The sequence below is a fragment of the Curtobacterium sp. B8 genome (assembly GCF_000333315.1).
Classification (GTDB): Bacteria; Actinomycetota; Actinomycetes; order Actinomycetales; family Microbacteriaceae; genus Curtobacterium; species Curtobacterium luteum.
The window spans coordinates 1-12,144 of record NZ_BACW01000098.1 but is presented as its reverse complement, the minus strand read 5'-3'; the positions used below and the strand labels follow the sequence as shown (position 1 = coordinate 12,144).

13 protein-coding genes are annotated in these 12,144 nt (G+C 71.4%); 8 read left to right on the top strand and 5 right to left on the bottom strand.

From position 1 onward, the window contains the following. Positions 1–181: 181 nt before the first annotated feature. The 3 genes from I59_RS02665 to I59_RS02655 are packed head-to-tail and all read left to right on the top strand — an operon-like array spanning position 182 to position 3,779. Positions 182–1,153 (top strand): carbohydrate ABC transporter permease, encoded by a 972-nt coding sequence (locus I59_RS02665; protein WP_022902552.1) that lies wholly within the window; start codon positions 182–184, stop codon positions 1,151–1,153. Next, positions 1,153–2,058 carry a carbohydrate ABC transporter permease gene (locus I59_RS02660; RefSeq protein ID WP_022902551.1) on the top strand — a complete coding sequence of 302 codons (906 nt, stop codon included), beginning with the start codon at positions 1,153–1,155 and terminating at the stop codon, positions 2,056–2,058. Before I59_RS02665 ends, I59_RS02660 begins: the two co-directional genes overlap by 1 nt. Before the next feature lie 50 nt (positions 2,059–2,108). Further along, positions 2,109–3,779, top strand: coding sequence for a glycoside hydrolase family 13 protein (locus I59_RS02655; RefSeq protein ID WP_022902550.1), 1,671 nt, complete (start codon positions 2,109–2,111; stop codon positions 3,777–3,779). 89 nt (positions 3,780–3,868) lie between these two features. On the opposite strand, the gene I59_RS02650 is transcribed toward I59_RS02655, so the two are convergent. Beyond that, positions 3,869–4,192 (bottom strand): transcriptional regulator, encoded by a 324-nt coding sequence (locus I59_RS02650; RefSeq protein ID WP_031272560.1) that lies wholly within the window; start codon positions 4,190–4,192, stop codon positions 3,869–3,871. Further along, positions 4,189–4,611, bottom strand: coding sequence for a hypothetical protein (locus I59_RS02645; protein WP_031272558.1), 423 nt, complete (start codon positions 4,609–4,611; stop codon positions 4,189–4,191). Before I59_RS02645 ends, I59_RS02650 begins: the two co-directional genes overlap by 4 nt. 88 nt (positions 4,612–4,699) lie before the next feature. Between I59_RS02645 and I59_RS02640 the strand changes: the two genes are divergently transcribed. Then, positions 4,700–5,647 carry an ABC transporter ATP-binding protein gene (locus I59_RS02640; RefSeq protein ID WP_031272557.1) on the top strand — a complete coding sequence of 316 codons (948 nt, stop codon included), beginning with the start codon at positions 4,700–4,702 and terminating at the stop codon, positions 5,645–5,647. Next, positions 5,644–6,870, top strand: a complete 1,227-nt coding sequence (locus I59_RS02635; protein WP_022902547.1) for an ABC transporter permease — start codon at positions 5,644–5,646, stop codon at positions 6,868–6,870. Before I59_RS02640 ends, I59_RS02635 begins: the two co-directional genes overlap by 4 nt. On the opposite strand, the gene I59_RS02630 is transcribed toward I59_RS02635, so the two are convergent. Further along, a complete protein-coding gene (locus I59_RS02630; RefSeq protein ID WP_022902546.1) occupies positions 6,824–7,558 on the bottom strand; it encodes a hypothetical protein in 735 nt (244 codons plus the stop codon). The genes I59_RS02635 and I59_RS02630 overlap by 47 nt on opposite strands. Before the next feature lie 112 nt (positions 7,559–7,670). Continuing rightward, positions 7,671–8,336: a nicotinamide riboside transporter PnuC gene (gene pnuC, locus I59_RS02625; RefSeq protein ID WP_022902545.1), complete on the bottom strand. Its 666-nt coding sequence runs from the start codon at positions 8,334–8,336 to the stop codon at positions 7,671–7,673. A 136-nt stretch (positions 8,337–8,472) separates the two neighbouring features. Here pnuC and I59_RS02620 point away from each other — a divergent pair, with 136 nt between their 5' ends. Continuing rightward, on the top strand, positions 8,473–9,000 hold the full coding sequence (locus tag I59_RS02620; protein ID WP_031272554.1) for a hypothetical protein: 528 nt from the start codon (positions 8,473–8,475) through the stop codon (positions 8,998–9,000). A gap of 36 nt (positions 9,001–9,036) precedes the next feature. On the opposite strand, the gene I59_RS18965 is transcribed toward I59_RS02620, so the two are convergent. After that, positions 9,037–9,924 carry an SDR family oxidoreductase gene (locus I59_RS18965; RefSeq protein WP_261976496.1) on the bottom strand — a complete coding sequence of 296 codons (888 nt, stop codon included), beginning with the start codon at positions 9,922–9,924 and terminating at the stop codon, positions 9,037–9,039. Positions 9,925–10,089: 165 nt separating this feature from the next. Between I59_RS18965 and I59_RS02610 the strand changes: the two genes are divergently transcribed. Next, entirely contained in the window at positions 10,090–11,580 is a 1,491-nt protein-coding gene (locus tag I59_RS02610; protein WP_022902543.1) for a cryptochrome/photolyase family protein, read from the top strand. A gap of 117 nt (positions 11,581–11,697) precedes the next feature. Beyond that, positions 11,698–12,144 (top strand): GNAT family N-acetyltransferase (locus I59_RS02605; protein WP_031272553.1); only part of this gene is annotated, 447 nt, incomplete at its 3' end.

Genomic DNA, 12,144 nt, shown 5'->3' with positions numbered 1-12,144 from the left:
CAGGACTCGTACGACCAGGCGAACTTCTACCTGGGTGCCTCGCAGCTGATCCCCGCAGAGATCCCGGTGGCGAACTACCTGCAGTCCATCGCCTTCGGCGGTGCCCCCGCTCCGCAACTCCGCACCCTCGACGGCGACTGGGCGCGTCTCGCGCTCCGCACGGCCGCGTAAGGAGACGACCTTGGCCACCACCACGACAGAATCCGTCACGACGGCGGGCAGCCGCCGACGGGGCGGAGCCGCACCGCGCCTCCAGGCCGGACGAGGCGCCGGACGCACCGGACTGCGCACCGGGCGCAACCGCGTCGACCCGCTCTTCCTCGTCTTCCTGATCCCCACCCTCCTGCTCTTCACGCTGGCGATCACGCTCCCCGCCGTGATGGGCATCGTGCTGAGCTTCACCGACTCCGTCGGGTTCGGTGACTTCCGGTTCATCGGCCTGACGAACTACGTCGCCGTGTTCTCCGACCCGGCGATCCTGCAGGCGTACCTCTTCACGATCGGCTTCTCGCTCGTGACGGTCCTCGTCGTCAACGCGCTCGCGTTCCTCCTCGCGATCGCCCTGACCTCGAAGATCCGCGGCAAGATCGCGCTCCGCGCCGTGTTCGTCCTGCCGATGGTGATCTCGGGCATCGTCATCGCCTACGTGTTCTCGTTCCTGTTCGCGAACAGCCTGCCGGCGCTCGCGACCACGCTCGGCTTCGCCCCGCTCGAACAGAGCATCCTCGCGAACCCGGACCTGGCCTGGGTCGCGGTCGTCGTCGTGACCGCGTGGCAGGCGATCCCGTCGACGCTGCTCATCTACATCGCCGGCGTGCTCTCGATCCCGGCCGAGGTGTACGAGGCGTCTGCCCTCGACGGCGCGAGCGCCTGGCGGCAGCTCGTGTCGATCACGGCGCCGCTCACCGCGGGCTACATCCTCATCAACCTCATCATCGGGTTCAAGAACTTCCTGAACTCGTACGACATCATCGTCGGCCTCACCGACGGCGGCCCCGGCACCTCGACCACCAGCGTCGCGATGTCGATCTTCAAGGGCTTCAACGGCGGCGACTACGCGTACCAGATGGCGAACGCGACGATCTTCTTCGTCATCGCGGTGGTCATCGCCGTGATCCAGCTGCGGGCGACCCGCGGGAAGGCAGCGCTCTGATGACCATCCAGGCACCCCTCCAGCCGGGGACCACCGCGACCGGTACGATCCGCTCCGTCGACGCCGACCGGAACGCCGGCCGCCGCGGCGAGCGCGCCAACTGGCCCGTCACGGTCGTCCTCGTCCTCTGCGCCCTGTCCGTGCTCGTGCCGCTCTACGTGACGGTCACGATGGCCTTCAAGACGACGAGCCAGGCGGTCGACGGCAACGCGTTCTCGCTGCCGGCGCCGTTCAGCGTCGACGGGTTCGTGCAGGCGTGGCAGCTGACCGACTTCCCGCGGGCGTTCGGCGTCTCCGTGCTCGTCGCGGCGATCACCGTCGTCGGCACGATCCTCCTCGCCTCCTTCACGGCGTTCGCGATCGCACGGAACTGGGAGCGCCGGCTGTTCCGCTGGTCGTTCTTCTACCTGCTCGCCGCGATGTTCCTGCCGTTCCCGGTGCTCGCGCTCTCGCAGGTGAAGCTCACCGGCCTCGCGCACCTCGACAACCCGATCGGCGTCGCGATCCTGCACGTCATGTTCCAGCTGTCGTTCAGCGTGCTGCTCTTCACCGCGTTCCTCCGCTCGATCCCGGCCGAGCTCGAGGAGAGTGCGCGCATCGACGGCGCGAGCACGGGCCAGGTGTTCTGGCGGCTGGTGTTCCCGCTGCTCGCGCCGATGAGCGCCACGGTCGGGATCTTCGCGTTCCTCGCGTCGTGGAACGACTTCGTGATGCCGTCGCTCATCACGTCCGACCCGGCGCTGCAGACGCTGCCGGTGCTGCAGCAGATGTTCCAGACGCAGTTCAGCAACAACTACAACGTGTCGTTCGCCTCGTACCTCATGGCGATGGCACCGGCGATCATCGTCTACCTGTTCACGCAGCGCTGGGTGATGGCCGGGGTCACGCAGGGCGCGATCAAGTGACCGGCTCCGCCGACACGACCCACCCCGAACCCGATACCGAAAGGCCCATCGTGACCGACGTGCTCGACCCCGAAGTCCAGCCCGCAGCATCCACCGCCGACGCGACCTGGTGGCGCCAGGCGAGCGTCTACCAGATCTACCCGCGCTCCTTCGCGGACGCGGACGGCGACGGCATCGGCGACCTGCCCGGCGTGACCGAGCGGGTGCCCTACCTGGCGTCGCTCGGCGTCGAGGCGGTCTGGCTCAGCCCGTTCTACCCGTCCGCCCTCGCCGACGGCGGCTACGACGTCGACGACTACCGCGACGTCGACCCGCGCCTCGGCACGCTCGACGACTTCGACGCGATGGTCGCAGCGCTGCACGGCGCAGGCATCCGCGTCATCGTCGACGTCGTGCCGAACCACACGAGCGACCGGCACGCGTGGTTCCGTGAGGCGCTGGCCGCTCCGGCGGGCTCCCCCGCCCGTGACCGCTACGTGTTCCGTGACGGGTCCGGTCCGGACCGGGCGGAACCGCCGGCCGACTGGGTGTCGATCTTCGGTGGCCCGGCCTGGACCGCGGTCGGCGACGGTCAGTGGTACCTGCACAACTTCGCGAAGGAGCAGCCCGACCTCAACTGGGCGAACCGCGAGGTCCGCGACGACTTCCTGCACACGCTGCGGTTCTGGTCGGACCGCGGGGTCGACGGCTTCCGCATCGACGTCGCGCACGGCCTGGCGAAGGACCTGCCCGAGGGGCCGCTGCCCACCTGGGCCGAGGTGCTCGCGAGCCCGAAGGACGGGCAGCACATCCTGTGGGACCGCGACGACGTGCACGAGATCTACGCCGAGTGGCGGAAGGTCTTCGACGAGTACACGCCGGCACGGACCGCGGTCGCCGAGGCGTGGGTCGCCGCCGACCGCCGCGCCCGCTACGCCAGCGCCGAGGGGCTCGGGCAGGCGTTCAACTTCGACCTGCTCGAGGCCGACTTCGACGCCGGGCAGTTCCGCACGATCATCGAGTTCAACCTCGGTCTCGCGGAGCAGTCCGGATCGTCGACGACGTGGGTGTTCTCGAACCACGACGTCGTCCGGCACGCCACCCGCTACGCGCTCCCGGCCCGGAACGGCGCCGAGGAGAAGCAGGGTTCGGCGTGGCTGCTCGCCGGCGGCTCCCAGGACGACCTCGACCGGGACCTCGGTCTCCGCCGTGCCCGGGCCGCGACGCTGCTCGAACTCGCGCTCCCAGGGTCCGCCTACCTGTACCAGGGCGAGGAGCTCGGCTTGCACGAGGTCGGCGACATCCCCGACGCCGAACGACAGGACCCCGCGTTCTTCCGGAACCCGGGCGTCGACGTCGGCCGTGACGGCTGCCGCGTGCCGATCCCGTGGACCCGACAGGGGTCGTCCTTCGGCTTCGGCGCGGGCGGCTCGCACCTGCCGCAGCCGGCCTGGTTCGCGGATTCCTCGGTCGAGGCCGAGGACGCCGACCCCGACTCGACGCTGAACCTCTACCGGAAGGCCCTCGGGCTCCGCGGCCAGCTGCAGTCCGAGGAACACCTCGAGTGGCTCGAGACCGGCCGCGACGACGTGCTCGCGTTCCGCCGTCCGAGCGGGTGGACGAGTGTGACCGTGTTCGGCGACGAGCCGTACGACCTCCCCTCCGGCGAGCTCCTGCTCGCCTCCGCGCCGGTGGCAGACGGCGCACTGTCGGGTGTGGGGACGGCCTGGTTGCGGTCCTGACGGACGCGCGCGTCCTCGACGCGACCAGGAGACGGACTGGAGGCACGGTGCGGGCAGGCACCGTGCCTCCCGTCCGTCAGGCGGTCGCGTCAGCGGTCCGCGTCCGGCGGGCCCGCGATCTCCCGCAGCGCCGCGAGGTGCGCGCGCCATGCCGCCCGCCCCGCTCTCGTGAGCGTCAGCGACGTGCGCGGTGTCTTCCCCACGAAACCCTTCGACACCGCGACGTAGCCGGCGGCCTCGAGTGCGCTCACCTGCTTGCTGAGCGCCGAGTCGGTGACCTCGACGGCGTCCCGGACCTCGCGGAAGCCGAGCGTGCCGGCGCGGTCGAGCGCGGCGACGACCGAGAACCGCACCGGGTTCTGCAGGAGGTCGTCGAGCCGGTGTCGCGGGTGCGCCCCGTCGGTGGTGGTCACGATCGCGACTCCCACGCCGCGCAGGCGATCGCGACGACGAGGACGGCACCTGAGGTGACGGCAGACCACAGCACGGAGCCGTGGACCCACGCGACGACGGCGATCGCGGCGCAGTACGTGACCGCCCAGGCCGCGATGTACGCCGTCCACCGGCGCCCGCGGGCGAAGGCCGAACGGCCGCGGATGGCGATCGTGAACCAGAGCACGAGCGCCGTGACGACCGTGATGGTGCCGAAGTACGCGGCCCCGAAGGCACGCCCGGTGCCGAGGCCCATCGCGAAGGTGCCGAGCGACGTCGTGGCGCCGAGCGCCACGATGAACGCCACGTAGGGCCACCGCGCGGCATCGTGTGCGCGGCGGGAGAGTCGGTCGGCCTGCGTCAGCAGTGCGCGGGCCTCGGACGGCTGGATCTCGGTCATGGGTTCCCCTTTCGGTTCTCCATCCTCGCAAGTACTTTCCACATTGGCAAGTACCGGTCGTCGAGCGAGCGCCGGTAGGGTCACGTGCATGAGTGGGGCGAGCATCGAGGTACATGACTTCGTCATGCGGTTCGGGGACCGCACGGTCGTGGACGGGCTGTCCTTCGACGTCTCCCCCGGCGAGACCTTCGGCCTCCTCGGCAGCAACGGCTCCGGTAAGACCACGACGATCCGGGCACTGCTCGGCATCACGACGCCGTCGTCCGGCTCGCTCACCATCGACGGACACCCCTACAGGCCGGCGACCGGCGGCATCGGCTACCTGCCCGAGGAGCGCGGCCTCTACCGCAAGGAGTCCGTCATCGACGTGATGACCTACTTCGGGCAGCTCCGTGGTCTCGGGCGCGCCGAGGCCGCCGCGTGGAGCACCGAGTACCTGGCACGGGTCGGGCTCGCCGACCGCGCGAAGCTCCGCGTCGACAAGCTCTCCGGCGGCCAGCAGCAGAAGGTGCAGCTCGGCATCACGATCATGGACCGGCCGCGCCTGCTCATCCTCGACGAGCCGACGAAGGGCCTCGACCCGGTGAACCGTCGCCTGCTGCTCGACCTGGTCGACGAGCGGAAGGCCGACGGCGCGACGGTGGTCCTCGTCACGCACCACATGGACGAGGTCGAGCGGCTCTGCGACCGGATCCTCCTGCTCAAGGACGGCACGGCGGCCGCGTACGGGTCCATCCCGGACGTGCAGGACGCCTTCGGCGGCGCCGTCGCGAAGGTCGGCCTGGACGGCCCGGTGCCCCCGTCCCCGCTCTACCGTCTCGCCCGGCACGAAGGTCACGTCGCCTACCTCGTCCCGACGCGTGCCGCCGCCGCGGACGGGTCGGACATCCTCGCCTCGTTGGTCGGTGCCGGGGTCCACGTGACCGGCTTCGAGATGCGGCGGATCCCCCTCGACGAGATCTTCGTGCAGGTCTACGGGCACGACGCCGGCGAAGACCTGGTCGCCGACGAGCCGCGGCAGGGAGCAGCAGCGTGAGCCGGCTCGGGACGGTCGTGCGGTTCGAGTTCGTCCGCGCCGTCAAGAAGCCCGCGTTCTGGATCGGCACCCTGGCGCTGCCCGTGGTGATCGTGCTCGTGACGCTGCTCGTCGGCCTCGGGCAGTCGGCCGGCGCGGACTCGGTCGTGTCGAACAGCTCCGCGACGAAGACCCCGTTCCGCTACGTCGACCACTCCGGACTCGTGTCCGAGCAGGTCGCCGCGAAGTGGGGTGGGACCCGCTCCACCGACGCCGCGGCGGACCGCGCGGCAGTCCGTGCCGGCCGGCTCGACGCCTTCATCGAGTTCCCCGAGTCACCCGCGACCGCACCGATCCGGGTGGAGGCCGCCGACCGCGGACTCTTCGGCAACGGGCGGTACTCGTCGCTCGCGGAGCGGGTGGTCGAGCAGAGCGTCGCGGCCGCGGTGGACGACCCGCAGGCCGTGCAGCTCCTCCGCGACCCGCCGGACACCACGGTGACGACCTACGCCGACGGCGCGGTCGCCCCGGGGTGGTTGTCGGTGCTGCCGCCGGCGCTGTTCGCGGCGGCGTTCTTCGGGCTCGTGATCCTGCTCGCGGCACGCATGGTCACCGTGGTCGTCGAGGAGAAGGAGAACCGGATCTCGGAGATGATCCTCACGACGGTGACCGCCGGGGACCTCATCCGCGGCAAGGTCATCGCCATGCTGCTGGTCGGGCTCGTCCAGATCGGGGTGTTCCTGCTGCCCGGGCTCGTGACCTTCGCGGTCGCGCTCCCCCTGTTCGCGTCGCGACTCGGCGGGATCGTCGTCGACCCCTGGCGGATGCTCGTGGGCGCACTCCTGCTCGTCGGCGGGGTGCTGCTCGCCTCCGGGCTGTTCGTCAGCGTCGGTGCCGCGGTCCCGTCGATCAAGGACGCCTCGTCGCTGCAGTCGGCCGCGATCTTCGCCCTGATCATCCCGGTCTACGCGGTGTTCTTCGTGGCCACGAACCCGACGTCGCCGGTCGCCGCGTTCTTCACGTACTTCCCGACGTTCACCCCGGTGACCGCCATGGTGCGGAACGCGGTGGGATCGCTCAGCGTCACCGAGTCGATCGTCTGCATCGTGATCGTCTACGTGGTCGCTGCGGCGCTGCTGTGGTTCGCGCAGTACCTGTTCCGGCACTCGGTCGCGCAGTACGGGTCGAAGGTGACCCTCAAGCAGATCGCGTCGTGGCGTCGCGGACGGCCGACCGCTCGGTGACGCTCGGCGGCGAGACCGGAGCAGCACCCTGCGCCGGAGCGGGCGCCGCCGACCCGGCTTGCTGCGCGGGCGCGTCGTCGAGGTCCCACGCCGGCACCTCGCGCTGCCGCCAGCCCTGCCGCAGCGTGCGGACCGCCCGGTCGTACTCGACGAGGACGTCGACGTGCGGGCGCACGAGCATCTGGATCTGCAGGCCCTCGTAGACGGCGAGGAGCTGGGTCGCGGCGACGTCGGCCGGGACCACCGCCTGCTCGACGTCGGCGTCGAAGTCGCGCTGCAGGCCTCGCGTCAGGTTGCCGACGTACTCCTCGAACCGCTTGCGGAACAGCTCCGCGAACCCGGTCTCCGCGGCGGCGATGTTGATCACGCCCGCGAGCACCCGGACGAGCCCGGGGTCGGCGACGTCCTCGGCGAGGGTCATCCGGAGGTGCTCGATGGTGCAGCTCGGTTGCACGGTGCGTCGCGTTCCCCGGAGCTGGGTCCAACGGTCGTAGGTGACGAGCAGCAGCGCGTCCCAGGTCGGGAAGACGCGGGCGACGGCGTCGAAGGGCACCCCGGCCACCTCGGCGACGACCGCGGCGTCGACCTGGTCGAACGGGTGCAGCCGGTAGGCGCGGATGGTGCCCCGGACGATCCGCTCCGCGAGCGACTGTTCGTCCTCGAGCGCGGCCGCGTGGTTCTCGGTCATCCGCCCATTGCACCCGAAGAGTGAGCAGATGTCTGCAACCCGACCGGGGGTGTCGCGGTGACCGGTGGGGAACGCGCGGTCCGTGGCGGATCCGAGCCGTGCCTCCCGGCCGTCAGCCGACCGTCACCGGCGCCGCTGACGGCCGGGTGCGCTGCCGCATCCAGACGAAGAATCCGGTCAGCGTGAAGACGCCGTAGAAGACGTACATCAGCCCGGATGCGTAGTAGCCGGCCGAGAACAGCAGCGGGACGCCGACGAGGTCGACGGCGACCCAGATGAGCCAGAACTCCACCCACCCCTTCGCCATGCCGTAGGTCGCGAGGAGCGACCCGACGAAGATCCACGCGTCGCTCCAGACCGGCTCGTACGAGCCGAGGGCGCGGAACAGGGGGGTCAGGAGCGCGGTGCCGCCCACCATGCCCAGGACGAGCAGTCCGCGGGTCCGCCAGGAGGCCCAGCTCGGGTCGATCACGGTCGTCGCCTCCGCAGGACGGTGCGTCCAGCGGTACCAGCCGTACACGCTCACGACGATGAACATCACCTGGCGGCCTGCCTGGCCGAGCAGGTTCACCGGGTTCGGGGTGTCGAAGAGCGACCCCATGAAGACGGTGAAGAGGAGTGCGTTGCCGAGGATGCCGACCGGCCACGCCCAGACCTTGCGGCGCATGCCCCCGAGGGCGCTGAGCAGGCCGAACACGTTGCCGATCACCTCGCGCCAGAGCACGGTCTGGTCGCCGATGACGATCCGCGCGTCGAACAACCACCGCACGATGCCCATGGGCCCTCCTCGTCTCCGGTCGGTGCAACGGTAGGGGGTGCGGGCGCATTCCAGCGGCCGTGCTGCGTGGTGTGACGGCCGCGTGCGGCGTCGCACGGCACCCGGCGCCCGGCCCGCGGGGCTACGCTCGGGAGCCGTGACGGACGGCGTGGCACGGGCGAGGACACTGCTCGACGACGCGGCCCGAGCGCTCGACGCCGCGGACGCCCGTGACGAGGCCCTCGGCGAGTACGTCGAGCCGAGGGCGCTCCTCGGCATCAGGCGCGATCCCACGATCCGCTCGCTCGGCCGGGTGTGGCGGGTCGGCGCGCTGCTGCTCGGCTCCTCCCCCGAGACGGCCGGGCAGGTCTGGGCGACCGGCCGCATCACGCGCGTCACCGAACCGGGGCGGTCGCAGTTCGTGTCGGTGTCGGCCGAGGTGCGCCGGGCCTACCGGGCGGCGGCGCAGAAGGGGCACTTCGCTCCCGGGGACACCGTGAACCACAGCGCGACGCTGATCCCGCTCGACGAGACCCTGGTCGGGTCGGACGGGGTGCTCTTCGTCGAGGGCGATGAGCCGTTCGTCCGGTGGTCCCCCACGGCGGGCGACGCGGTGCCGCTCGAGGGGTACCTCGCGGACCGGGTGGCGTTGCTGGTGGACCCGCCGAAGGGTGCCACGGACTGAGCGCCGCGGGTAGGGGCGACGGACTGCGGGACCGGACTACAACGAGAAGCCGCCGTCGGACGTCAGTACCTGCCCCACCACCCAGCTGCCGGACGACGTCGCCAGCCACCCGATGAGCTCGGCCGGGTCCTGCGGCCTCCCGACCCGGCCGAACGGCGTGCTCGCGAGGTACTCGTCGAGCCCGTCGAGCGACCGGTCGGTCGTCTCCGGGTCCATGTAGCCCGTGTTGCCCGCCCCGGGTTGACCGTGTTGAGCACGATGCCGAGCTCGAGCAACTCCTTGGCGACGGTGGCGGTGACCCCCGGCGAGCGCGCCCTTGCTCGCGGCGTAGGCGACCTCGCCGATCATCGCGCCGTGGATCTGTCCCGAGGTCATCCAGAAGACGTGCCCCTGGGCCTCGTCGTACGGTCCCGACCCCGCGATCCGGTCGCCGAGGCGCCGCGGCGTCTCCGTCCGCGGTGCCCGGCGCCGGGCGAACTCGGCGGTGAGCAGGAGCGTCGCCCGGGTGTTGACCTCCCAGAACGCGCTGAGCCGCTCGGGGGTCATGTCGAGGATGCTGCCGTCGTCGCCGCTCTTGGCGTGGTTGCAGACGAGCACGTCGAGGTCGCCGGTGAGCGCAGCTGCCGTGTCGATCAGCGCCGGGATCGTGGACGGGTCCGACAGGTCACCCGGGAGGTCCGCGAACCGGGCGCCGTCGGTCAGGTGCTCGCGGAGGCCGGCACGGACGGCGTCGAGGTCGTCACCGCCCCACGGCAGGTCGAGGTCGTGGGGGCGGTGGTGGTGCACGACGATGCTCGCCCCGAGGTCGGCGAGCTTCGCGGCGACGGCGAACCCGATGCCGCGGCGGCGCGAGACACCGGTGACGAGGGCGGTCTTGCCGGCCAGGGGCAGAGACGGGTGCAGGGGCAGGAGGGTGGAGGGCATGCTGAACCTTTCGACGGCGCCGAGCGGCGCACGGGTGGGAGTCGGGGAACGGTTCAGCGGCACTGCATGTCCGTCACCCTACACAGCGCGCGCCACCCGCGGAGTCGCCGTGGAGTCGGGGGACGCCCCGCGCCGGGCCCCGGGCGCTCGCGTACCGTCCGGCGCATGACCGACCAGCGCCGCCGCCTGATCCTCCCCGGCCAGTACGGCCCGGACTTCGACGACGGCGGCCCGCTCCTGGTGGTCGAGGCCCGCGAGTTCTTCACCGCGCGTCCGATGCACCGCGCGAAGGCGCACCTCTGGTTGAGCGCGCTCCGGCACCGTGTGCAGGCGCTCCGGGACGCCGGCGAGGGCGACCGGGTCGAGCACGTCCAGGTCGAGACGCTGAAGGAGGCCCTCGTCGGTCGCAGCGACCTCGAGGTCGTCGACCCGCCGTCGCGAACGCTCCGCGCACAGGTGCGGCACTGGGGCAAGGGCACCGAGGTGCTGCCGAGCCGCGGGTTCGTCACCGACGAGGACGAGTTCGCCGAGTGGGCCGCGCAGGGCACCGGCCGCTTCCGGATGGAGGCGTTCTACGAGCGCGTGCGCAAGCGCGAGGGCTGGCTGATGCACTCGGACAAGCCGGTCGGCGGGAAGTTCAGCCTCGACGACCAGAACCGCGAGTCGCCGCCGAAGGGCGCGACGACGCTCGGGCTCCCGGAGCCGTGGTGGCCCGGGGAGGACGAGGTCGACGAGGAGGTCCGGCGGGACCTCGACCGGTGGGAGCACGACGGGCTCGCCCGGTTCGTCGGGGCGGACGACCGACGCCGCTTCGCCGTGACCCCCGAGGAGGCACACCACGCCCTCGACGACTTCGTGCGCACCCGACTGAACGACTTCGGGCCGTTCGAGGACGCCACGCTCACGAACGACTGGACGATGGCGCACTCGCTGCTGAGCGTGCCGATGAACCTCGGCGTGCTGGACCCGCGCGACGCGATCGAGGCTGCGCTCGTGGCACACCGCGACGACGACGCACCACTCTCGAGCGTCGAGGGGTTCGTCCGCCAGATCGCCGGGTGGCGCGACTACGTGTGGCACCTCTACTGGTGGTTCGGCGACGACTACGGTGCGTCCGAGAACGCCCTCGACGCACACGAGCGGCTCCCCCGCTGGTGGCAGGAGCTCGACGCATCCGACATCGACGCCGCCTGCCTCCGCACGGCGATCGAGGGGCTGCACGACCACGGCTGGCTGCACCACATCCAGCGGCTCATGGTGCTCGGGAACTTCGCCCTCCAGCGCGGCTACGACCCGGTCCACCTGACCGAGTGGTTCACCGACGTCTTCGTCGACGGCACCGACTGGGTGATGCCGGCGAACATCATCGGGATGTCCCAGCATGCGGACGGCGGGATGGTCGCCACCAAGCCCTACGCCTCCGGAGGGCGCTACATCGACCGGATGTCCGACCACTGCGGCGGCTGCCGCTACGACCCGACGAAGCGGGTCGGCGAGGACGCCTGCCCCTTCACCGCCGGGTACTGGGCGTTCCTGGCGCGGACCGAGCCCGCCCTGCGCCACAACAACCGGATGGCGCGTCCGCTGCAGCAGATGCGGAAGCTCTCGGACCTCGACGAGGTCATCGCCCAGGAGGCGCGGCGCGGCACCCCCTGACGGCCCACCTCGACCAGGCGCGCCGTCGCGGCGGGGCCGACCCGCGCCTCCAGGCAGGTGCCCTGCCGCGCCCGGAGCGCTGTCGCGCTGTCGCGGGCTCCCGATAGTGTCGGGGACGTGAGCAACGAGGCATTCGACGAACGGTACGAGCTGCGGACGATCGCGCCCGCACTCGACGAGCAGGGGACGCCCACGGACGAGACGGACGCGTGGATGCGCGCCGTCGGCCTCGGCTTCCACGAGACGCACCCGAAGCCGGAGCACGCCGCCACGGCGGTCGCCGAGTACGCCGCAGACGACCAGACCTGGCTCGGTGCGTACGTGCGCCGTCCGCTGCCCGGCTCCGTCGACGAGACGTGGCCGGCCGGAACCTTCGCCTGGTTCCGCAAGGCCCTGAGCTGGGGTGACGGCTCCACCGTCGACACGCAGGCGATCTCCGCCGTGACCGTCCGGCCGACCGAGCGTCGACGCGGGATCCTCCGCGCGATGATGACGCACGCGCTCGAGCAGGGCGTCTCCGAGGGGTACCCGATGGCGTCCCTCACCGCTTCGGAGGGCACGATC